Genomic DNA, 19,807 nt, shown 5'->3' with positions numbered 1-19,807 from the left:
ATGAGCGACGACGGCGAGTCAAGCGGCGCTGTCGACGATGACCTGAACGACGGCAACGCTGCCGAGAGCGCCGGCGACACCTTCGGCGTCGGCATCCACGTCACCAGCGACGAGTTCCAGTTCGTCGTCCACGTCCCCTCGGACATCGACTCGGGGTGGAGCGACCCGGACGCGTTCCAACGCGAGATAGAGGCCGTGACGTGGGATGTCCTCGACCAACGAGCGACGCTGCAGGCGGTCGCTCGGGTCGCGAGCGTGGACGAGACGGTGACGCTCGGGACGGTGACGATGCGACCGGACGGCGAGGTAGTCGACCACACGCTGTCGACACCAGACGAGTGAGCAAGAGAGTGAGGAGCGACTTCGGTCGGCGACGGCGACGCGTCCCGCTGGTCAGTCGTCGAGTGCTTCGAGCGCCGCGCCGACGGCGTCGATGCGGGCCGGATCGAACTGAGTGAGGTCGTAGCGGTTCGCGGCGACGGTGTCGCCCCACACACCCAGCGCACCCAGTTTCACGAGTGCCTGCAACGCTGCACCCAGCGTTCGAGAGGTCGTCTCCGGGTCCGAGAGCGCCGCGTGCACCTGCTTCGACTGCGGGTACGTCATCTCGACGGCCGTCAGGCCGCGGCGCGCCTCTCGCCAGTACCTGCGGAGATACCCGAAGTTCGTCGGGTCCGTCTCGCGCAGGTAGTCGAGCGACTGCGCCGCGATGGCGGCGTCGGCGTCGGTGTCCGCGCCGGAGAGCCGACGCGCTAGTGCCGCCACCACCGCACCGTCGCCCGTCGCCACCGCGTGGAACTCGACGCCGAACTCGTCGGCGACGGCGAGCACCCCCTCCACGACTGCCCCCGGGTCCGCGTCCGCCGGGACGAACGCACTGGGGTCGTCGACGACGACAGTGCCGCCGTCAGCGGCGTCTGAGAGCCCCTCCGAAAGCACCGCTCGAAACGACTCGGCACCCGAGAACGGTGCTTCGGCGGTCGCGAGAACGACGCTGTTGGTCACTTGTCGACTCTGTGGTGTGGTACCCGAGGTGGCTGTGGCGGCCGCACCACGAACTGTGTCGTCGAGGCTCACGAGATACGATCGGTCGGGGGAGCCGGGAGCGGCACGTTCGACTCGCCTGTGCCACGCGTCGACTGTCCCGCGTGCGATCAGTGCGACGTGGTCGCCGGTGCCGACCGCTCGCGCCATCGACTCGGCGTCGGCGTGGATCGCACCACGGTCAGGTACTGTTCCTTCGGCTCCCATAGTAAATGAATCCTACTTGGTCCGAGTAATAAAGGTATGGGAGAAACTATCAGCCGTGAAATCACCTTATCCGTCTTCGTACCCAGGGGTGGGTATGGACGCCCGACAGCGAGGCGGTCCGACGACGGAGACGCCGGTCGTCACGGTGCAGAACGCCGCCATCGAGCACGCACTCACCGTCGGCGACGCACAGCGCGCGCTGGCGCTCGTCGGCGCGCTCGACACGCTGCGCGAGGAGTCTGGCGAGGACCCGGCACTGACGGCGCTGTCGACGACGCTGGTGGCGTGGATCGGACTCCGCGAACACGACCCCACGTTCGCGGCGTCGCCCGTCGAACCGGCGGGGCCTGGCGGTGCGTCGAGCGAGATTCCGGTCGACGGGAGCGCGGGAGCCGACGCGGGCGACACCGACCACAATCCGGGGCGTGACAACGCGCCTCCGGCAGCCGTCGGCGCAGTCGTCGCCTGCGAGCGATTCGGCGTGACGACGGCCCGGGCAGCGTCGCTAGCGGGATGCCCACGGGAGACTGTCGAACGGGTTCGTGCCCGGCGGTCCGCGAACGACCCCTCCGACGAGCGGTGACCGAGTGGCGGCGGCTACTGAGACACCCGGCTTTATAAACCGTCGGTTTATAAGGGATACGTAGAGGAACGACGACGTATGACGGACCCTGCAGAATCCATCGAGATTCAGAACGTTGTGGCATCGACGGGGATCGGGCAGGAGCTCGACCTCGAAGCGCTCGCGGAGGACCTCCCGGGCGCTGACTTCAACCCGGACAACTTCCCCGGTCTGGTGTACCGGACCCAGGACCCGAAGGCGGCTGCACTCATCTTCCGCTCGGGCAAGATCGTCTGCACAGGCGCGAAGAGCATCGACGACGTGCACGACGCGCTCGGCATCATCTTCGAGAAGCTCCGGGGGCTGAAGATTCCCGTCGAGGACGACCCGGACATCACCGTCCAGAATATCGTCTCGTCGGCAGACCTGGGCCACCAGCTCAACCTGAACGCCCTCGCTATCGGCCTCGGCCTCGAGGACGTCGAGTACGAACCGGAGCAGTTCCCCGGCCTCGTCTATCGGATGGACGAACCGGACGTGGTGATCCTCCTGTTCGGATCGGGCAAGATCGTCATCACCGGCGGCAAGCGCACCGACGACGCCGAGGAAGCGGTCGAAGAGATCGTCGACCGCATCGAAGCGCTCGGCCTCCTCGGATAAGCGCCTCCTTCCGCCCGGGAGCGGCTCCGTATTCCCGTTCGTGAGCCGATCGTAGCCTGGCATACCAGCGTCGACGACCGACCAGATGTAGCTCCGGTATCGGGGAAATAAGTATATACTCGGGACACACAGTGACTGGCATAGTGGCTTCCCGACAGGGCGCCGCTGACGTCCCTCCGGCGTCGGCGCACACCGGTCGCGGCTGCTCGCCTTCGAACACCCGGGCTCGAACCCGCACGCCCGGCACCCCCGAACGGGCCCGAGACGTCTCTGCCCCTCCCGAACGAGACCCCTCGTTGTACTCACAGACTGACCACTTCAGGCAGCGCCTCCGCCAGCAGGGGCGGTACATCACGCTCCCGGTGGTCAGTGAGGCGATTCGCTCGGGACAACTCCGCTGGAACTCCAGCGACGGCTGGCGCTTCGCACTCGTCCGCGACGGCGTCCGGTTCGTCGTCGTTCTCGGCGACACGGACACGCCCTCACCCGTACTGGTGACCGGGTGGACCGAAGTGGCCGACTGGGAGGCGGCGATGGCGTCGGACCGCTGGAGCGAGGCGGACGTTCACACCATCAAACTGCGGGCCGACCTCTCGGAACACAAACAGCGACAGATACCCGGTCGCATCCGCCCGCGCGTCGTGACGCGCCCGTTCGAGGTTGGTGGCCACACCGTCCGCACGGACGCCGGCGACGGCCACGTCGAGTGTGTCGACTGCGCGGCGCGATTCCGATCGAAGCGAGAGCTGTGTGCGTTGCCGTGCGATAGCGGCTGACGCCTCGGTGCCACGCCGTGTATCGACGACCTTCTGTCTGAGGGAGAGGAGCGACCGCGTTCCGTACTACCGCTCTGGAGAGTCCGCTGGCGCGGTCACGACGGAGTCGTCGGCGGTGACGAGAACGCCCCACCAGCCGTCGACGTCGCCGTCGAGCATGTGCTCGGGGACCAGCGGGGCCGCGACCGGCGCGAACCCGCCTTCACGCATCGCTCGGATACCGGAGAACGTCTCGACCGGCCGACCGTGGAAGTCGTGGACGCGGATGCGCTTGTCGTCGTCGCGGACGTACGCGTACGGGAACGTCGCTCGCGGCGGGCAGTCGAGGTTGCCGACGCCGTCGAGTGCGCCGAGCACCTCTCCATCGTCCGTCCGCAACACCAACTGGAACGTCTCGCCGTTCCCGACTTCGCGCCACTCGACCTCGTCGCTGGCAGGGACCGCCGCGTAGCCACCCTCCGCTAACGGCACTCGGTCGGGGCCGTCGAAGAACGTCCGGCGGCCGTCGGCATCGGCGGACACGACGCCCAGTGGCGGCGCGAGGAGGTCGGCCACCGCCTCGGCCGTCTCCGTATCGTCGACGACGAACAGCGTCGCGCGGTCGTGATTCCGGTTCGTCCACAGTCGCGACAACACCGTCGTCGGGTCGGCGTCCGCGAGTGGGTCGATAGCCGTCTCGCGGGCCGTCCCGAACGGCGGGTCTGCGTCGTCGTCCGGCGTCGCCACCGCCGGTGGCTCAGCACCGCTGTCGGGTCGCCGCACCTCGTAGCCACGGTCGGCGAGGAACGAGGCTCCGGCATCTACCTGCCGTATGCTCATCACGAACCGTACGGCGTGCCCGGTGAAGTCGCTTACGCGCAGCGAGCGGTGTCGGCGGGTGTGGACGCACCAAAGAGACGACTAAGCACGGTCGCACGCCGAGCGCGTGGCATTTACGCCCCCCGCCCCTACAGCGGGCGATGACGGAGGACGCCGCCGACGGCACGACCGACCCCGACGACGGGGACGCGTCCGTCGACGACCTCACCATAGACCGCTTCTACGACGCTGTCGAGGCCGCCGGGCGGCCCGTGCTGACTGCCACGCAGGTCGCCCGCGAGACTGACCGGACGCAAGCCGCCGCCAGCGAGCAACTGGATTCCCTCTCGGAGTCGGGGACAGTCGAACGGCTCGACGTCGAGTCCGACCCGGTCGTGTACTACCCGAGTTCGTGGGGCGACCTCGCCGCCCGCGAGCGAGTCGTGTTGTTCCCGAAGCGGCGGCAAGTCATCGTCGACCAGCCGACGCAGTACACCCGCGCGATGCTCGCGGACTTCGCCCACCTCGTCGACTCGACCGGCACCGAACCAGGGACGCGCGGCTACCTCTACGAGATACGCCAAGAGGACATCTGGGCGGCACCGTACGAGACGTTCTCAGAGTTGCTCGCGCGGATGCGGTCGGTGTTGCCGCGACGCTCGCCGCACCTCGAAGAGTGGGTCGAGAACCAGTGGAAGCGTGCGCGGCAGTTCCGCCTCCGCACGCACGAGGACGGGTACGTGATTCTCGAAGCCGACCGCGAGGAGTTGATGGGCAACGTCGCGCGGCAGAAACTCGACGAATCCGTGTTGCAGGCGGACCTCTCCGACACCGAGTCGTGGGTGAACGAGCGCGAAATCGGGACGGTCAAGCGCGTCCTCTACGAGGCGGGGTACCCGGTTATCGACCAGCGCGACCTCGAAACCGGAGAACCACTCGACGTGACGCTCCAAGCGGACCTGCGAGCGTACCAACAGGACTGGGTCGACCGATTCACCGACCAGCGGGCGGGCGTGTTCGTCGCGCCGCCGGGGTCGGGCAAGACGGTCGCCGCCCTCGGCGTCCTCGCGACGGTCGGCGGCGAGACGCTCGTGCTCGTGCCCTCGCGTGAACTCGCGGGCCAGTGGAAGGCGGAATTACTCGAACACACCGACCTGACGGCCGAGGACATCGGCGAGTACCACGGCGGCGAAAAAGAGATACGCCCGGTCACCATCGCGACCTACCAGACGGCGGGGATGGACCGCCACCGCTCGCTGTTCGACTCTCGGGAGTGGGGGCTGATAGTGTATGATGAATGTCACCACATCCCATCTCCCGTCTTCCGACGCTCCGCGGACCTCCAGAGCAAACACCGCCTCGGCCTCTCGGCGACGCCCATCCGCGAGGACGACAACGAAGCGGAGATATTCACGCTCATCGGCCCGCCTATCGGCACCGACTGGGGAGCGCTGTTCGACGCCGGGTTCGTGCAGGAACCCGAGGTGGAGATTCGGTACGTCCCGTGGCGCGACGACGAGGCACAGAACGAGTGGGCCAACGCCGACGGCCGCGAACGACACATGGCCGCCGCGCGCAACCCCGCGAAGGCCGACGAGGTGCGTCGCCTCCGCGAGCAACACGGCGACGCGAAGGCGCTCGTGTTCGTGGACTACCTCGACCAGGGCGAACAGTTGTCCGACGCCCTCGGCGTCCCGTTCGTCTCCGGAGAGACGCCACACCACGTCCGCCAGCGCCTGTTCGAAGAGTTCCGCCAAGGAGACGTCCGAACGCTCGTCGTCTCACGCATCGCCGACGAGGGAATCGACCTGCCGAACGCCGAACTCGCAGTCGTCGCCTCTGGCCTCGGCGGGAGCCGTCGTCAGGGGGCACAGCGGGCCGGGCGGACGATGCGCCCCGTCGGGTCGGCGCTCGTGTACGTACTGGCGACGCGCGGCACCAGCGAGGAGGACTTCGCGCAGCGACAGATGAATCACCTCGCAGAGAAGGGGATCCGAGTTCACGAGCGAACCGTGGAGTAGCCCCGTGAACGGGGCTACTGGACGAGTGGCACGTCGTCGAAGTGAGTGCCACAGTCACCGCACTCGACGACTGGGTCTCCACCATCGTCGGTGGTGAACGCGAGCGCATCGCTCCCGCAGTCCCGACACGACGCCGGAACGTGCTCGGCAGCGCAGGCCGGACAGCCGAACGTCAGCCCGTCGTCGGTCTCAAGGCGAAGCGACCCCGCTCCGCAGTCGGGACACGTCGCCGGGACACGCACGTCGTCGCTATCGCGAGGGGCCCCGAGCGCGAGCACGTCGAGTTCCGTGTCGCCCGCGTTGCGACCGGACTGGTACTCGCCGGGCGCGAACCGGATCGCTTCCCCCGCCTCGACGTGAACCTCTCCCTCTAGCGTCTCGAACGCGGCGACACCGGCGACGACGAGGAACACCTCCTCTTGGTCGACGTGGGCGTGGAGACCACCTGGGAGACCCTCGCCCGGAGAGAGGTGGTACCAGTGTGCCGCGATGTGTTCGGTTCCGAGCGCATCGGTGAGTGAGTGACCGGACGAGTCTGGAGCGTCGATGTCGCTGACGGCGGTCCGCTCCACGGTTACACTCCGTCGTCGCCGTCGAACGACGGCTCCGCCCACTTCTCGTTGTCGTCGACCGCCGAGACGGCGTGTTCGATCTGGTCTTCGGAGAACTCCACGTCGTGCAGCGCCATATTCAACCGTTGCCAGCGGGCGCTCTGCTCGTCCTCACCCTCGGGACCGACCCGCGCGCCGTGCGTCTTGAAGAACTCCGCGTCACGACCGAGGCGACTCCCCTCGCCGGTGTGTTTGTCGAAGGCGACGTCGTACTCGCCGTCGGGTTCGAACTCGCCGACGGGGAAGTCGACCGGCGGGTCTTCGCCTCGTTCGCGTGCCTCCGCCCGCGCGGACGCGGCGTTGCGGAAGAACTCGTCGGCATTCGGCCCCTCTCGCGAGGAAGTGGCTCGGGCACACGCCAGCGCCGCGTGGATGGCGCACAGTCGCCCGCGCCACTCGCCGGGCTCCCAGCGGTCGTTCGCGAGGCGTTCGTAGCGGTCGACCAGAAGCGCCACGTCTTGGCCCGCCCGAAGGTCCTCGACGACGTACAACTGGAGCCGTTCCCAGAGGTTCCACGCGAATCCAGACCGCGCGAGTTCCCAGGCGGCCCACGCCGCCACTTCCTCGTCCGAGCGCCGCACCGCCTTTTGGAGGAGACTCGACACCGCGTATCGGTTGTAGCCGCCGTCCGTCTCGTCGGCCCCTTTCGGGTCACCGAAGTCGTTGACACCCGCGGCGTCGGGGTCGCGTTCGGAGAGTTCGCCGCCGGCGCCGAACGTCGCCTGTCGGTGCTCGTCGTCGCTCATGCTCGCGGGTGTTCGTCGGGCGCGATAAACCCCGCGACGGAACCGTGGTTCGGCGTGACGAACCGCCACCGAATGGGAACCCTTAAGTCTGAATCCGCGGGTATTTGTTGATGTACCCGGGTTTAGCTCAGCCTGGTAGAGCAGCCGACTGTAGATCGGCTTGCCCCCCGTTCAAATCGGGGAACCCGGACTTCTCTCGAATCTCATTCGGCAGTTACAACTGGGAGCGGTCGCTGTTCGTCACGGAACGCGTGACCCGGTCAGTCGCTGAACTGCCTCGCCACTTCAGCGGGATCGAACTGCCGTTCATCTCGCTCCATATCGCACACCACGATGACGAACCCACCGCTATCGAGCGTCTGGACCGACTTCGACTCGGGGAAAGTGGTGCCGTCCGATCGCAGTCCGGCCGACGTGCCGCTCCACCCGCCGCGCGCCTCGACGGTCGGGAACACGTCCGACTCGATGCGGTCGACCTCGTCGTCGGGGTGGACGGTTCGCCAGTCCGATCCGATCAGGTCGGCGGCGTCGTATCCGTAGAGGGTGGCGTACGCGGGGTTGACGTACTCGAACGTCTCGGCGTCGTCGATGAGACAGATGCCCTCTCGGGCGGCGTCGAGGGCCGCGAGTCGGCGACGGCTGCGGCGGTCGCTGCGATACCGCTGGACCGCTTGCTCGACGCGGTTGGCGAGGACAGCGTACTGGGCAGTCCCAGTCTCCTTCTGGATGTACTCGGTCACGCCCGCGGCGATGGCGTCGGCGGCGACGCTCTCTGATCCTTTCCCCGTGTACAGGACGAACGGCAGGTCGGGGCGACGCTCACGAACGGCCCGGAGAAACTCGATTCCGTTCCGTCCCGGCATCTCGTAGTCGCTGATGACACACTCGACCGCCGTCTCGTCGTCAGCGAGCGCGTCGAGGCCCGCATCGGCGTCCGTGGCGGTCGTCACCTCGAAGCCGTGTCTGTCTGTGAGAAACGCCTCGACCAACTCCAGAAACGTCCCGTCGTCGTCGACGTGGAGGACTGCGGGTGGTCCACGCCGATTCAGCAGGGACTTGCACATACATATCCAGATGGCGACGTGATTATTTACAGCTTTGCAAACCAATCAATAATTAATCAGGTTCGCCGGCGCGTGGCCGTCGACCGCCCCAGACGCGCTTGTCGGTGACCAGTGAGACGGTCATCGGTTCTTCGACGCTGATCTGGCACGAGAGTCGCGGATAGCCGAAGCGGTCGGCGAGGCGGTCGTGCCAGTGAGTCGCCGCAGGCCCGTCGACGATCCGTACACCGCAGGTTGCACACAGTCCGCGCCCGCCGCAGTTGAGCCGCTTCGTCGCCGCTGCGTACGGCGACAGGTCGGCGTCCACCTCTGTGCGTGCGTCGGCGGCGAGCAACGCGTCGCGAAGCGTCTCCCCTCGCGGCATCCGTATCGTCACCTCCCCATCGGCGTGGCGAACGCGGACTAACACCCGGTCGTCGCCGTCCGTATGGTCGTCGTCGCCGTCCGTATGGTCGTCGTCGCCGGCCGACGTCCGGTTCTCGCTAGTCACGGTGTGGCCTAACGGGTGGTTCGGCAATAAGCGGTGTCGCCGATGTGGTGTCCCGTATCACGACCGAACGGATCGGATAGACACTTAACGACGACCCGGTACTCTCGAGGTATGACTGACGGAACACTCGAAGAACACAGCCCGAACAAACTCGACGACGAGGCCGTCGTCGAGCGGCTCTCCGCTGCGGGTGAGCGCGAACTCGTCGTCGGGGGCGACCGTCCCATTCGCATCTCTGCGGGACACAGACTCTTGCGCCACGAGGGGAAGTGTAGCCGTCCACACGGTCACAACTACGAGATTACGGTCCGAATCGTCGGCGAACTCGGTCCCGAGGGATGGGTCGTCGACAAAGGCGTCGTCACGAGCGTCATCGACGAGTGGGACCACATGTTCCTCCTCGAAGACGGCGACCCACTCGTCGAGGGATTCACCGTCTCGGGCGACGAGGACGCGCTAGTCGTCCTCGACGCGCCGCCGACGGCAGAGGTGATGAGCGTCGTCTTAGAGGAGACGCTTCGGGAGCGACTCCCCGACCGCGTCTCGGACGTCACCGTTCACGTCAGCGAGACGGCCGAGTTGTGCGCGAGCGGGGTTTGAGTCGATGCCCGTCACGAGCGACGTCGACCGCCCGGAGGCCGCGCCCGAGGGCTCCGCACTTCCGATCAACGAACTGTTCGCGTCGCTGCAGGGGGAGGGGAAACTCGCGGGCGTCCCGAGCACGTTCGTCCGCACGAGTGGCTGTAACCTCCGGTGCTGGTTCTGCGACTCGTATCACACGTCGTGGGAGCCAACGCACGCGTGGATGAGCGTCGACGACGTGGTCGCGGCCGTCCACGACCGTGCCCCGGAGCACGTCGTCCTCACTGGCGGGGAACCGACTATCCACGAGGAGAGTTTCACCCTGCTGGAGCGCCTCGGCGACGACTACCACCTCACGGTCGAGACGAACGGGACGGTCGTCCCGCCGCCCGAGACGCCGATCGATCTGGCGAGTATCAGCCCGAAACTCGCCTCTTCGACGCCAACACCCGAACGAACGCCCGCGGACGCCGACGCGGGCGACTGGGCCGAGCGTCACGAGCAGAATCGGATCGACATCGACGCGCTAGCCACCCTCGTCGAACGCTACGACAGCCAACTGAAGTTCGTCGTGACCGGACCCGACGACATGGCCGAGATAACCGACCTCGTCGGACGAGTCCGCGAGGCAGCGAGCGCCCCGGTTCCTGGTACAGACGTTCTCCTGATGCCGGAGGGACAGACGCGCGAACAGCTGGACGGCACTCGCGAGACGGTTGCGAACCTCGCCACCGAACACGGCTACCGCTACACGCCGCGAATCCACGTCGACCTCTGGAACGACGCCCCTGAGACCTGATCTTCCGATATGACGTACACACCTATCGCCGACGACACCGACACCACCGACGAAGCGACCGCACACATCGAGTCCGAGAACAGCCTCCGTACGGACGGCGGTGACCGCCCCGAAGCGGTCGTCCTCGTCTCCGGCGGGATGGACTCCGCGACGACCGCGTACGAGGCCCGCGACCGCGGGTACGACCTCCACTTCCTGCACACCTCCTACGGACAGAACACCGAGACGAAGGAGTTCGAGTGTGCCGAGGCACTCCGCGAGGAGATGGGCGTCGAGGGCTTCCTCCACATCGAGACGGACCACCTCGCACGCATCGGCGCCTCCTCGCTCACCGACGCGGCGATGGCCGTCGAGGACGCCGATATGGACGCCGAAGACGACGAAATTCCCTCGTCGTACGTCCCCTTCCGCAACGCGAACCTCCTGTCGATGGCCGTCTCTTACGCCGAGGCGAACGACTGCGAGGCCGTGTTCGTCGGCGCACACTCAGAGGATTACTCGGGGTACCCCGACTGTCGCCCGGAGTTCTTCGAGGCGTTCGAACAGATGGTCGACGTAGGGACGAAACCCGAAACGGACATTGACATCGTCGTCCCGTTCGTCACCGACTCCAAGACCGACATCGCCCGACGAGGGACCAACCTCGGCGTCCCCTACGATCTGACGTGGAGTTGCTACCGCGACGAGGAACCCGCCTGCGGGACGTGTGACGCCTGTGCGTTCCGTCTGCAGGCGTTCCAGCGACTCGGCATCGAGGACCCAATCGCGTACGAACAGCGCCCCGACTACGTCGACGGCGACGACCAGAACGGCGACCTGGTCGACGACGCCTGAACCTGCCCGAACGGCGACTCTCTCGGACGAGCCTCTTTGTACGATACCGCGACCACCCCTCCCGTGACGTGACCGACGACCGCGGGCGTGAGCGGTAGCGCGACACGCCGTCCGCGGGTCACTATGTCCCTGCGAGCAGCCGGGGCTGTGTCGCCTGTTCGCCACGCGGTCAGTGTCGACGCTGTCAGAACCGCAAGGGCTTCCCGGCCACTCGCGTACGCTCGCGTATCTCGATGTTCGCCGCCATCGACGCGGTCGAAGAGCGTGTCCCGCCGCTCGCCGGCCTCGCAGTCGCCGTCCTCGCCGTCTCGACGAGCGCCATCCTCGTCGAGTGGAGCGACGCGCCGAGCCTCGTGAAGGCGCTGTATCGAGTCGTGTTCACCACTGCACTCTTGCTCCCGGTGGCGCTGGCCCGCCCGAGCGACCGCGCCGCGTTCGCTCGCATCCGCCCGCGAGACCTCGTGCTCGCCGTCGCGTCGGGCGTCGCGCTCGCGGTCCACTTCGCCTCCTGGTTCGAGAGCCTCCAGTGGACCAGCATCGCCGCGAGCGTGACGCTCGTGCAGGCACAACCGCTGTTCGTGGTCGTCGGCGCGTGGGCACTCCTCGACGAACGGGTCGGCCCGCGAACAGTCGCGGGTATCGCCGTCGCCCTCGTCGGGATGCTCGTGATGAGTGCGGGCGATACGCTGCTGGGCGCCGCACCAGCAGTCGCCGGGCCAGACCCGCTGTACGGCAACACGCTCGCCGTGGTGGGAGCAGCGGGGGCCGCCGCGTACGTCCTGCTCGGCCGGTCGCTCCGCCAGCGACTGCCACTGCTCCCGTACGTCGTCGTCGTCTACGCGACGTGTGCGGTCACGTTGCTTGCGGCGACGCTCGCCAGCGGGCACTCGTTGGTCGGCTATCCCATCGAGGAGTGGGTGCTGTTCCTCGCGATGGCCGCCGGCCCCGGCGTGTTCGGCCACACTGTGATCAACTGGGCGCTCGCGCACGTCGAGTCGAGCGTCGTCTCCGTCTCGCTACTCGGGGAACCAATCGGTAGTACCATCCTCGCGATGGTGCTGCTCGCAGAGTACCCGTCGCTCGTCACGGTGCTCGGTGGCGGCGTCGTCCTCGCGGGTGTCATTACGACCGCACGTGCGCGCGACGCGTAGCGGTGCGTCCGGGTGCTTTCCCCACGTGGACCGCTCGTGTCGCCGCCTCGCCTCCTGTCACTCCAGCAGTTGCTTCGTCGTCCGATGGCGCATCCGGAACATCGGATCGAAGCCGACCCACCCGAGCGGCGACGCCACCCGACCGAGCGAACCGCCTGGCAGTTCGTAGCGCACCTCGTCGTCGACGACTGTCTCGTCGCCGGACTCGTAGAAGCGGTGCGTGTGTCGCCACGTCGGGAACGGTCCAGACTCCATCGTGTCGACGAACCGGGCGCGGCCGGCGTCGAGGTTAGCTTCACGTTCCTCGATACGGGCGACCCACGGCTGTCTCGGGCCGACGCCGAACGGGCGGACGCTCATCTCGATAGTCGTCCCCGCTTCGAGTATCTCTGGGTCTACCTCGCCGTCTGGACCGGTCACGCTGTCGATTCGGAGATTCATAAACGCGGGTGTCAGCGCGTCGAGCCCGGATATCTTGGAGTGAAACTCCCAGACGTCTTCGAACGGGGCCGCGACGCGGACGCGACGGCGGTACGTAGCCATACGCTATCGTGGTGCTGCAGGGTGAAACACGCATCGGCGGCGGCTATCGAACCGGAAGGAGGGCCTGGTAAGGGGAGGGCCGGGCGGCGGTCAGCGGGCGACCGTCGCGACGAACGCGCCGGCGACGACGCCGACGGCGAACGGCGGAGTCGTGAGCGCGAGCAGTGCGAGCGGAACGGCGAGTGCAACGGCGACGGCCATCGTGAGGTTCGTCGGCGGGCGATACGCGTCGTCGGGCCGGGAATCGGCCGGCAGTCGGGGATACATCGTCTCGAATTCCAAGAGGGCAGTCTGCGAGCTATCGGGGGCCTGTCGCCCCGTACCACTGTTCTCAATCGAATCACACTTCAACTCGATCAAGCCGTGTCAACACGGCTCGTGTGACAGATCGACGGGCAGTCGGTATCGGTGGCTTTTACGACGACTCCCTCCGAGTCGGCGCGTATGAGCGACAACAACGAGGAGTTCCGCGTCGAATCGGACAGTCTCGGGGATATGCAGGTTCCAGCCGACGCCTACTGGGGCGCACAGACCCAGCGGGCCGTCGAGAACTTCCCCATCAGCGGCGTCACGTTCGGCCGCCGCTTCGTCCGTGCCCTGGGCGTCGTCAAGAAGGCCGCCGCGCAGGCCAACCGAGACCTGGGTCACGTAGAGGAGGACACCGCCGCCGCGATCATCGAGGCGGCCGACGAGGTCATCGCGGGCGACCACGACGACCAGTTCCCCGTCGATGTGTTCCAGACGGGGTCGGGCACCTCCTCGAACATGAACGCCAACGAGGTCATCGCCAACCGCGCCGCCGAGATCACCGGCGCGGAGGTCGGTGACCGCGTCATCCACCCGAACGACCACGTCAACTTCGGACAGTCGAGCAACGACGTGATCCCGACGGCGATGCACGTCGCCGCGCTCGAGGCCGTCGAGAAGGACCTAATGCCTGCGCTGGAGCAACTCCACGCCGCCTTAGAGGAGAAGGAGGCGGAGTTCGACGGCGTCGTCAAGACGGGTCGCACGCACCTGCAGGACGCGACGCCCGTTCGACTCGGCCAGGAGTTCGGCGGCTACCGCGCACAGGTCCAGAAAGGGATCAAGCGCGTCGGCGACGTCCGCTACCACCTCCGCGAACTCGCACTCGGCGGCACGGCGGTCGGGACGGGGCTGAACACCGACCCCAAGTTCCCCGAACTCGCGGCAGAGTACATCTCCGAGGAGACGAACACGCAGTTCCGCGAGGCGGACAACCACTTCGAGGCGCAGGCCGCCCACGACGCGATGTCGGAGGCACACGGCGCGCTCCGCACCGTCGCGGGCAGTCTCAACAAGATCGCCAACGACCTCCGCCTGCTCGCGTCCGGCCCGCGAAACGGTCTCGGTGAGATCGAGCAACCAGAGAACCAGCCCGGCAGTTCGATTATGCCTGGCAAGATCAACCCCGTCGTCGCCGAGGCGGTCAACCAGGTCCACAAGCAGGTCGTCGGCAACGACGCCGCCGTGTCTGCGGGTGCTGCAGAGGGGCAGATCGACCTCAACCTCTACAAGCCCGTCCTCGCGCACAACTTCCTCCAGTCGGCAGCGATGCTCGCGAACGCCAGCGAGGTGTTCGGCGAGCGCTTCGTCGCGAAACTGGAGGCGAACGAGGCGTACGCCGCCGAACGCGTCGAGCAGTCGATGGCGCTGGCGACGGCGCTCAACCCGGCTATCGGCTACGACAAGGCCAGCGAAGTCGCCAAGACCGCGCTCAAGGAGGGGAAGACCGTCCGCGAGGTCGTCCTCGAGAAGGGGTACCTCACCGAGGCGGAGGCCGACGAGGTCCTCGATCCGGAGGCGATGACCCACCGCGGCATCCTCGGCGAGGAGTAAGCGTCGGCCCTCGCGCCTGCAGAGTCCGTTCGACTCCTAACTCGCTTCTTCCAACCGTTCGTACCGTTCGGTAAACTGCGTCTCGCAGGTCGGACAACAGAAGTGATACAGCGTCCCACCGACCCTGCTCGTCGTCCCCTCGCTGGTGACGCTGTTGCCGCACTCGGCACACTCCAGCGCGAACTCGGTCGCGCGGACGCTCGGCGTCCAGTCGACGTCGGCGACGAGTTCGACCGTGTAGTCGTCGACCGCGTCAGCGCCGACGACGCTCGCCACCCACTCGCCGACCGCCTCGCCCTCGATGCGGGCGTACGCGAGGAGGTCGCTCTCGGCGGTCGTGAAGACGTGTTCGACGGCCTCGCTCGCACGCAACGCCTCACGAACCTCGTCGGTCCCGCCGGGCGAGAGGTTGAATCGGAGCAACACGGGGGTCCCCGCACGGAGGGTGGAGCGGTCGACGTCGATGGTGAACCGACGAATCACACCCACCTCCTGCAGGCGTGAGACACGGTCGGAGACCGCAGGCGCCGACAGATCGACCGCTTGCCCAATCTCGCTGTACGGCCGCCGCCCGTCGTCGGCCAGTAACCGGAGTATCTGCATATCCGTCTCGTCGAGGTCACGCATTGGTGCTAGCACGGACCGAGTCGGCAAGAAGCTACCCCGCGATCCAAACGCGAATCGGCCAGTATACGTTCGTATCAGAGCCATACTCCGATGTCGACACAGCGAGCGGAGGCGCGACAGCCGTTCGAGTACTGATTCCAAACGGGGATCGCTCGCGCCGACAGGCGACAATATGCTATCATATCACACGGCCTTCGCACTCGAGATCTGGTGGAATTGCTGACAAGTAGGTCGACATTGTCGGGTGATTACGTGGGGCTTCACGGGGAACGTGTGCTGTCGCTTCGGTTGCTGGCACGCTTTGCACACCTTGCATATCTGTTTGACCCGCAGCTTCGAATTCGACGGTTCAGAGGGGGTAATTCGTTCGTACTTGAACTGGAGCGGAGCGCGTACAATCGAACTACGACCAGAGACCGATTCCGAAGTTTCGATCCTTCAGGACGCTCGAAATCGGTTCGAAGCGGCCGTGAAATACCGGTACGTTCAATTCCTCCCGGGCGAAGGTAGCAGTATGCCTCAGCTCACCGCGCGAGCGACCGGTCGAGATCTTCTGCGCTGCCGACGATGCGGCGCGGAGTTCCCGGAGGGACAGGCGACAGAAGACGGCTGGCACTACGCGTGCCCGACTGAAGACTGTCAGGCCACCGGTATCGGTGAAGGGCTGAAACGCGTCGAGTAACGCGTTCGACAGCCATCGTCGACTGTGGACGCGGGGGGATTTCGCCCCGACTCACACCCTTTTTCTCCCCGGCCGCCACACGTCCGGACAATGACCGACCGTTCGTTCGATCCCGAGGAGTTGGGTCTCGTCGCCGGCCTCGAGATCCACCAGCAACTCGACACGGCGACGAAACTGTTCTGTAACTCGCCGACGACGCTTCGCGAACCCGAGGACGCCGAGCGGACCATCACTCGCTATCTCCATCCGACGAAGTCCGAACTCGGCGAGATCGACGAGGCTGCGCTCGAAGAGTCACAGGTCGACCGCACCTTCGAGTACCTCGCGTACGACACCACCTGTCTCGTCGAGGAGGACGACGAACCCCCCCACGAGATCGACGAGGAGGCACTCGCGGTCGCGATGCAGATCGCCGACCTCCTCGATATGAACGTCGTCGACCAGGCGCACGTGATGCGGAAGATCGTCATCGACGGCTCGAACACCTCTGGCTTCCAGCGGTCGACGCTGCTCGCACAGGAGGGTGCGATCCAGACTGACGACGGCCCGGTCGGCATCGAGGACCTGATGCTCGAAGAGGAGTCGGCCAAGCGGGTCGAAGAGACCGACGACGGCGTGCGCTACTCGCTGGACCGCCTGGGCATCCCCCTCGTGGAAATCGGAACGAAGCCGGACATCTCCTCGCCCGCACAGGCACAGGAGGCCGCCGAGCGCATCGGGATGCTCCTGCGGTCGACGGGGAAAGTGAAACGCGGCCTCGGAACCATCCGCCAGGACGTGAACGTCTCCATCGCGGAGGGCGCACGCGTCGAGATCAAAGGCGTGCAGGCGCTCGATCAGATCTCGGAGATCGTCGAGACAGAGGTGCGGCGACAGAAGGAACTGGTCGACATCGCGGCCGAACTGGAGACCCGTGACGCGGCCGTGGGCGACCCGACGAACGTGACGGACGTGTTCGCCGACACTGACTCCGGCGTCATCGCGGGCGCACTCGACTCGGGTGGCGTCGTCCGCGCGGTTCGTCTCGACGGCTTTGACGGCCTCGTCGGCCGTGAGATCGCACCGGACCGCCGCCTCGGCACGGAACTGTCCGACCACGCCAAACGGCACGGCGCGGGCGGTGTCTTCCACACGGACGAACTCCCGGCGTACGGGGTCACGGCCGAGGAGGTCACAGCGCTCCGGGAGGCAGTCGACGCCGGTGACGACGATGCGGTCGTCCTCGTCGCCGACGACGGGGAGACTGCGGAGTTGGCCATCGACGCGGCCGCCGACCGTGCCGCGGTCGCCATCGAGGGCGTCCCCGAGGAGACGCGCGGTGCAAATGACGACGGGACGACGCGCTACCTCCGCCCGCTTCCCGGCGCCGCGCGCCTGTACCCCGAGACTGACGTACCGCCGGTCGAACCCGACCCCAGCGAGGTCGAGACGCCCGAACTGCTCACCGAGAAGGTCGAGCGCTACCAGGAGGAGTACAGCCTCGACGCCGGCCTCGCCGAGCAGGTAGCGTACGGCCGCCGGATGCCACTGTTCGAGTCGGTCGTCGCCGACGGCGTCGACCCAACGTTCGCGGCGACGACGCTGGAGTCGACGCTGACGGAACTGCGTCGCGACGACGTGCCCGTCGAGTCGCTGACTGACGACCACCTCGTGGCGACGTTCACGCTCGTCGAGTCGGGCGAGTTGGCGAAGGAGGGGGTCAACGACGTGCTCACCGTCCTCGCAGACAAGCCCGACCTCACCGCCGAGGAGGCCGTCGAGGAGGCTGGACTCGCCGGCGTCGACGAGGAGGAGGTTCGCGAGGCCGTCGTCGAGGTGGTCGAGCGCAACGCCGACCAAGTCGAAACCCAGGGGATGGGCGCGTTCTCCGGCCTGATGGGCGAGGCGATGGGCGCGCTCCGCGGGAAGGCCGACGGCGAAATCGTCAGCGACGTGCTCCGCGAAGAGATTCAGAAGCGCGCGTAATCGCCGACAGCGTATTCTCATCTGCCGACCGACCCGTACCGTTATTCTTCCGCGTCTCCGACTCCAGTGTAGTGCCGCACCAGGAGGAACTGTCGAACCCCTACGGGATGGACACCGACTGCCAACACTGCCCTGCGCTCGTCGACTGTCGCGAGCGTATCGTCCACGGCTACGGCGACGCGGAGGCGGAAGTGCTGGTCCTCGGTGAAGCGCCGACCGCGGGCGCCGAGCGTACGGGCGTCCCCTTCACTGGCGACGAGTATGGCGAACGCATCCAGCGTGTGCTCGGTGACCTCGGCTTATCGCGGTCACCACCCGACGCGGAGGAACCAGACCTCCAGAACGTCTACACCACCTATCTCACGCGGTGTCGCCACCCCGAACGCTCGCCCACCAAGGAGGAGGAGCGCAACTGCGAGCCGTTCCTCAACGCGGAGGTACGAATGATCAACCCCGAACTCATCGTCCCGGTCGGTCAGCGACCCCTCCAAGCACTCGCGCTGGAGTACACCACCCGCGCGCCCGACTCCTTCGACGCGACGGCCGAACACGCGACGACGGTTCGCGGGCGAGGGTTCGAACTGCTCCCGATGAAAGACGTAGAGACGCTCACCGACGACGACGCGGACGCGTTCGTCGACCACGTACTGGAGAACGTCTTCTCGCGGGATTACCGGCAGACGAAGGGTCGGCGGAGCCGATAACAGCGACGTAGACTCAGGTGTCGTGAAGACTTGCGCGGGTGTGTGCGACCGTGCCGACTCACCAGTACGGCGTCTCCCCGCGCACGAGTGCGAGTCGGCGACCCCACGCGATAGCGGCGACGACGGCGACGACGACGAACAGGAACGTCGCGAGCAGTCCGACGAGCGGAACGCCGTCCGCGGTGAGGTTCACGAACAGGAGTCCGAACGCGGCGAGACTCCCGAGGACGGCGACCAGCGAGCCGAGACGGACGAGTGAGCCGGTGAGATCCATACCGCCTCTGCGCTGGGACGTTTGATAACCCCTTTGCAGGTCGCGGTCCAGAAGTCGAGTATGACCGTCGTCGCCGTCCTCGCCGACCCGCCACGCTCCGGACTCGTGCTCCCAGACCTCGTCGAGACGACGCCGCTATCCGCCGAGCAGGCGGCGGACCTGTACGCGGCCACGCTCCGGGACACGTTCCGCGCCGTCGAACGCTCCGGCGGCGACCTCCTCGTGAACTTCCGGCCGGACGACCTCCTGCCCGAGGAGTTCGTCACCGACACCGCCAGCGAGGCGGAACTGCGGAGCCTCGCGGCCGAGACGCTCGACGATGTCTCCGAGGCCCGCTTCGAACAGCAGGTGGGATCGACGTTCTCCGCACGCGCGGGTAACACTTCGACCCACCTCCTGCGCGAGGAGGGCGTCGACTCCGTGGCCGTCACGCGCGGCACCGCGCCGTTGCTCACCCGGCCAGTCATCGATTCGGCGGCGATGAAACTCCGACAGAACCAGACCGTCCTCGGGCCGTCGACGCGCGGGCGAACCTACTACGCGGGCTTTACCGCGCCCGTCGACTACGAAGACGCCTTCGAGGGGCCGGAACTGGAGACGCTCGTCGCCCGCGCGGGCGACGCCGGCCACAGCGTCGAGTTCCTCCCGATGCACGTCGGCGTGGAGACGGCCGCCGACCTGCGAGACCTGCTCCCGGTCGTGTGGGGTCGTATCGACGCCGAACGCGTCGTCCCCGAACACACGGCGACGTTCGTCCACGACCACGGCCTCCGCGTGCGCGGCGGGGAAATCGTGGTCGACGGCTGA

At 67.0% G+C, this 19,807-nt stretch carries 24 protein-coding genes and 1 tRNA gene; 15 read left to right on the top strand and 10 right to left on the bottom strand.

Features of this window, described 5'->3' with window-relative positions; genetic code table 11:
* On the top strand, positions 1-342 hold the full coding sequence (locus P0D77_RS09715) for a DUF8124 family protein (protein ID WP_277552867.1): 342 nt from the start codon (positions 1-3) through the stop codon (positions 340-342).
* A gap of 51 nt (positions 343-393) precedes the next feature.
* Here the strand turns inward: P0D77_RS09715 and P0D77_RS09710 are convergent, their stop codons facing one another.
* Entirely contained in the window at positions 394-1,251 is an 858-nt protein-coding gene (locus tag P0D77_RS09710) for a hypothetical protein (RefSeq protein WP_277552865.1), read from the bottom strand.
* Positions 1,252-1,345: 94 nt separating this feature from the next.
* On the opposite strand from P0D77_RS09710, the gene P0D77_RS09705 reads away from it, so the two are divergent.
* The 3 genes from P0D77_RS09705 (at position 1,346) to P0D77_RS09695 (ending at position 3,249) form a co-directional block, all read left to right on the top strand.
* Positions 1,346-1,834, top strand: coding sequence for a hypothetical protein (locus P0D77_RS09705; RefSeq protein ID WP_277552864.1), 489 nt, complete (start codon positions 1,346-1,348; stop codon positions 1,832-1,834).
* A 78-nt stretch (positions 1,835-1,912) separates the two neighbouring features.
* On the top strand, positions 1,913-2,473 hold the full coding sequence (locus P0D77_RS09700) for a TATA-box-binding protein (protein WP_277552863.1): 561 nt from the start codon (positions 1,913-1,915) through the stop codon (positions 2,471-2,473).
* Positions 2,474-2,769: 296 nt separating this feature from the next.
* On the top strand, positions 2,770-3,249 hold the full coding sequence (locus tag P0D77_RS09695) for a hypothetical protein (protein WP_277552862.1): 480 nt from the start codon (positions 2,770-2,772) through the stop codon (positions 3,247-3,249).
* Between the two features lie 66 nt (positions 3,250-3,315).
* On the opposite strand, the gene P0D77_RS09690 is transcribed toward P0D77_RS09695, so the two are convergent.
* On the bottom strand, positions 3,316-4,068 hold the full coding sequence (locus P0D77_RS09690; protein WP_277552861.1) for a hypothetical protein: 753 nt from the start codon (positions 4,066-4,068) through the stop codon (positions 3,316-3,318).
* 140 nt (positions 4,069-4,208) lie between these two features.
* Here P0D77_RS09690 and P0D77_RS09685 point away from each other — a divergent pair, with 140 nt between their 5' ends.
* The gene (locus P0D77_RS09685; protein WP_277552860.1) at positions 4,209-6,068 is read left to right on the top strand and encodes a DEAD/DEAH box helicase; all 1,860 of its coding nucleotides are present in this window, start codon (positions 4,209-4,211) and stop codon (positions 6,066-6,068) included.
* A 14-nt stretch (positions 6,069-6,082) separates the two neighbouring features.
* Here the strand turns inward: P0D77_RS09685 and P0D77_RS09680 are convergent, their stop codons facing one another.
* Both P0D77_RS09680 and P0D77_RS09675 read right to left on the bottom strand, forming a co-directional pair.
* Positions 6,083-6,640 carry a cupin domain-containing protein gene (locus P0D77_RS09680; protein ID WP_277552858.1) on the bottom strand — a complete coding sequence of 186 codons (558 nt, stop codon included), beginning with the start codon at positions 6,638-6,640 and terminating at the stop codon, positions 6,083-6,085.
* Positions 6,641-6,642: 2 nt separating this feature from the next.
* Positions 6,643-7,425 carry a hypothetical protein gene (locus P0D77_RS09675; RefSeq protein ID WP_277552856.1) on the bottom strand — a complete coding sequence of 261 codons (783 nt, stop codon included), beginning with the start codon at positions 7,423-7,425 and terminating at the stop codon, positions 6,643-6,645.
* 116 nt (positions 7,426-7,541) lie between these two features.
* On the opposite strand from P0D77_RS09675, the gene P0D77_RS09670 reads away from it, so the two are divergent.
* Positions 7,542-7,615: transfer RNA gene (locus tag P0D77_RS09670), tRNA-Tyr, on the top strand.
* Between the two features lie 70 nt (positions 7,616-7,685).
* Here P0D77_RS09670 and P0D77_RS09665 read toward each other — a convergent pair.
* Both P0D77_RS09665 and P0D77_RS09660 read right to left on the bottom strand, forming a co-directional pair.
* Positions 7,686-8,489 (bottom strand): response regulator, encoded by an 804-nt coding sequence (locus P0D77_RS09665; RefSeq protein WP_277552854.1) that lies wholly within the window; start codon positions 8,487-8,489, stop codon positions 7,686-7,688.
* Between the two features lie 52 nt (positions 8,490-8,541).
* Complete coding sequence (locus P0D77_RS09660) at positions 8,542-8,898, bottom strand: 2Fe-2S iron-sulfur cluster-binding protein (protein ID WP_432764842.1); 357 nt, start codon at positions 8,896-8,898, stop codon at positions 8,542-8,544.
* A gap of 192 nt (positions 8,899-9,090) precedes the next feature.
* Here P0D77_RS09660 and P0D77_RS09655 point away from each other — a divergent pair, with 192 nt between their 5' ends.
* The 4 genes from P0D77_RS09655 (at position 9,091) to P0D77_RS09640 (ending at position 12,345) form a co-directional block, all read left to right on the top strand.
* The gene (locus P0D77_RS09655) at positions 9,091-9,579 is read left to right on the top strand and encodes a 6-pyruvoyl trahydropterin synthase family protein (protein WP_277552852.1); all 489 of its coding nucleotides are present in this window, start codon (positions 9,091-9,093) and stop codon (positions 9,577-9,579) included.
* 4 nt (positions 9,580-9,583) lie between these two features.
* Positions 9,584-10,360 carry a 7-carboxy-7-deazaguanine synthase QueE gene (locus P0D77_RS09650; protein ID WP_277552850.1) on the top strand — a complete coding sequence of 259 codons (777 nt, stop codon included), beginning with the start codon at positions 9,584-9,586 and terminating at the stop codon, positions 10,358-10,360.
* Positions 10,361-10,369: 9 nt separating this feature from the next.
* On the top strand, positions 10,370-11,194 hold the full coding sequence (gene queC, locus P0D77_RS09645) for a 7-cyano-7-deazaguanine synthase QueC (RefSeq protein ID WP_277552848.1): 825 nt from the start codon (positions 10,370-10,372) through the stop codon (positions 11,192-11,194).
* Between the two features lie 233 nt (positions 11,195-11,427).
* Complete coding sequence (locus P0D77_RS09640; protein WP_277552846.1) at positions 11,428-12,345, top strand: DMT family transporter; 918 nt, start codon at positions 11,428-11,430, stop codon at positions 12,343-12,345.
* Between the two features lie 57 nt (positions 12,346-12,402).
* On the opposite strand, the gene P0D77_RS09635 is transcribed toward P0D77_RS09640, so the two are convergent.
* Positions 12,403-12,888, bottom strand: coding sequence for an SRPBCC family protein (locus P0D77_RS09635; protein ID WP_277552844.1), 486 nt, complete (start codon positions 12,886-12,888; stop codon positions 12,403-12,405).
* 90 nt (positions 12,889-12,978) lie between these two features.
* Positions 12,979-13,155: a hypothetical protein gene (locus P0D77_RS09630; RefSeq protein WP_277552843.1), complete on the bottom strand. Its 177-nt coding sequence runs from the start codon at positions 13,153-13,155 to the stop codon at positions 12,979-12,981.
* Positions 13,156-13,332: 177 nt separating this feature from the next.
* Between P0D77_RS09630 and P0D77_RS09625 the strand changes: the two genes are divergently transcribed.
* Positions 13,333-14,748, top strand: coding sequence for a class II fumarate hydratase (locus P0D77_RS09625; protein ID WP_277552840.1), 1,416 nt, complete (start codon positions 13,333-13,335; stop codon positions 14,746-14,748).
* A gap of 36 nt (positions 14,749-14,784) precedes the next feature.
* Here P0D77_RS09625 and P0D77_RS09620 read toward each other — a convergent pair whose 3' ends face one another.
* A complete protein-coding gene (locus P0D77_RS09620; protein ID WP_277552838.1) occupies positions 14,785-15,375 on the bottom strand; it encodes an AsnC family transcriptional regulator in 591 nt (196 codons plus the stop codon).
* Between the two features lie 514 nt (positions 15,376-15,889).
* Between P0D77_RS09620 and P0D77_RS09615 the strand changes: the two genes are divergently transcribed.
* The 3 genes from P0D77_RS09615 (at position 15,890) to P0D77_RS09605 (ending at position 18,726) form a co-directional block, all read left to right on the top strand.
* On the top strand, positions 15,890-16,057 hold the full coding sequence (locus P0D77_RS09615; RefSeq protein WP_277552836.1) for an HVO_2901 family zinc finger protein: 168 nt from the start codon (positions 15,890-15,892) through the stop codon (positions 16,055-16,057).
* A 90-nt stretch (positions 16,058-16,147) separates the two neighbouring features.
* A complete protein-coding gene (gene gatE, locus P0D77_RS09610; protein ID WP_277552834.1) occupies positions 16,148-18,022 on the top strand; it encodes a Glu-tRNA(Gln) amidotransferase subunit GatE in 1,875 nt (624 codons plus the stop codon).
* 107 nt (positions 18,023-18,129) lie between these two features.
* Positions 18,130-18,726: a uracil-DNA glycosylase gene (locus P0D77_RS09605; RefSeq protein WP_277555777.1), complete on the top strand. Its 597-nt coding sequence runs from the start codon at positions 18,130-18,132 to the stop codon at positions 18,724-18,726.
* A 58-nt stretch (positions 18,727-18,784) separates the two neighbouring features.
* Here the strand turns inward: P0D77_RS09605 and P0D77_RS09600 are convergent, their stop codons facing one another.
* Positions 18,785-19,000 (bottom strand): hypothetical protein, encoded by a 216-nt coding sequence (locus P0D77_RS09600; RefSeq protein WP_277552832.1) that lies wholly within the window; start codon positions 18,998-19,000, stop codon positions 18,785-18,787.
* Positions 19,001-19,060: 60 nt separating this feature from the next.
* Here P0D77_RS09600 and P0D77_RS09595 point away from each other — a divergent pair, with 60 nt between their 5' ends.
* The gene (locus tag P0D77_RS09595; protein ID WP_277552830.1) at positions 19,061-19,807 is read left to right on the top strand and encodes a TIGR04282 family arsenosugar biosynthesis glycosyltransferase; all 747 of its coding nucleotides are present in this window, start codon (positions 19,061-19,063) and stop codon (positions 19,805-19,807) included.

It is taken from the genome of Halobaculum limi (assembly GCF_029490015.1).
In the GTDB taxonomy this organism is placed as follows: domain Archaea; phylum Halobacteriota; class Halobacteria; order Halobacteriales; family Haloferacaceae; genus Halobaculum; species Halobaculum limi.
The sequence above is the reverse complement of the archived record's forward strand: the minus strand, read 5'-3'. Positions and strand labels throughout refer to the sequence as shown.

What these genes read in the sequence shown, in the direction of transcription:
- P0D77_RS09625 (WP_277552840.1), top strand. Translation starts at nt 13,333, where the DNA reads ATGAGCGACAACAACGAGGAGTTCCGCGTCGAATCGGACAGTCTCGGG.
- P0D77_RS09595 (WP_277552830.1), top strand. Translation starts at nt 19,061, where the DNA reads ATGACCGTCGTCGCCGTCCTCGCCGACCCGCCACGCTCCGGACTCGTG.
- P0D77_RS09615 (WP_277552836.1), top strand. Translation starts at nt 15,890, where the DNA reads ATGCCTCAGCTCACCGCGCGAGCGACCGGTCGAGATCTTCTGCGCTGC.
- P0D77_RS09690 (WP_277552861.1), bottom strand. Translation starts at nt 4,068, where the DNA reads ATGAGCATACGGCAGGTAGATGCCGGAGCCTCGTTCCTCGCCGACCGT.
- P0D77_RS09675 (WP_277552856.1), bottom strand. Translation starts at nt 7,425, where the DNA reads ATGAGCGACGACGAGCACCGACAGGCGACGTTCGGCGCCGGCGGCGAA.
- queC (WP_277552848.1), top strand. Translation starts at nt 10,370, where the DNA reads ATGACGTACACACCTATCGCCGACGACACCGACACCACCGACGAAGCG.
- P0D77_RS09715 (WP_277552867.1), top strand. Translation starts at nt 1, where the DNA reads ATGAGCGACGACGGCGAGTCAAGCGGCGCTGTCGACGATGACCTGAAC.
- P0D77_RS09650 (WP_277552850.1), top strand. Translation starts at nt 9,584, where the DNA reads ATGCCCGTCACGAGCGACGTCGACCGCCCGGAGGCCGCGCCCGAGGGC.
- P0D77_RS09630 (WP_277552843.1), bottom strand. Translation starts at nt 13,155, where the DNA reads ATGTATCCCCGACTGCCGGCCGATTCCCGGCCCGACGACGCGTATCGC.
- P0D77_RS09640 (WP_277552846.1), top strand. Translation starts at nt 11,428, where the DNA reads ATGTTCGCCGCCATCGACGCGGTCGAAGAGCGTGTCCCGCCGCTCGCC.
- P0D77_RS09665 (WP_277552854.1), bottom strand. Translation starts at nt 8,489, where the DNA reads ATGTGCAAGTCCCTGCTGAATCGGCGTGGACCACCCGCAGTCCTCCAC.
- P0D77_RS09710 (WP_277552865.1), bottom strand. Translation starts at nt 1,251, where the DNA reads ATGGGAGCCGAAGGAACAGTACCTGACCGTGGTGCGATCCACGCCGAC.
- P0D77_RS09685 (WP_277552860.1), top strand. Translation starts at nt 4,209, where the DNA reads ATGACGGAGGACGCCGCCGACGGCACGACCGACCCCGACGACGGGGAC.
- P0D77_RS09655 (WP_277552852.1), top strand. Translation starts at nt 9,091, where the DNA reads ATGACTGACGGAACACTCGAAGAACACAGCCCGAACAAACTCGACGAC.
- gatE (WP_277552834.1), top strand. Translation starts at nt 16,148, where the DNA reads ATGACCGACCGTTCGTTCGATCCCGAGGAGTTGGGTCTCGTCGCCGGC.
- P0D77_RS09620 (WP_277552838.1), bottom strand. Translation starts at nt 15,375, where the DNA reads ATGCGTGACCTCGACGAGACGGATATGCAGATACTCCGGTTACTGGCC.
- P0D77_RS09600 (WP_277552832.1), bottom strand. Translation starts at nt 19,000, where the DNA reads ATGGATCTCACCGGCTCACTCGTCCGTCTCGGCTCGCTGGTCGCCGTC.
- P0D77_RS09705 (WP_277552864.1), top strand. Translation starts at nt 1,346, where the DNA reads ATGGACGCCCGACAGCGAGGCGGTCCGACGACGGAGACGCCGGTCGTC.
- P0D77_RS09635 (WP_277552844.1), bottom strand. Translation starts at nt 12,888, where the DNA reads ATGGCTACGTACCGCCGTCGCGTCCGCGTCGCGGCCCCGTTCGAAGAC.
- P0D77_RS09700 (WP_277552863.1), top strand. Translation starts at nt 1,913, where the DNA reads ATGACGGACCCTGCAGAATCCATCGAGATTCAGAACGTTGTGGCATCG.
- P0D77_RS09605 (WP_277555777.1), top strand. Translation starts at nt 18,130, where the DNA reads ATGGACACCGACTGCCAACACTGCCCTGCGCTCGTCGACTGTCGCGAG.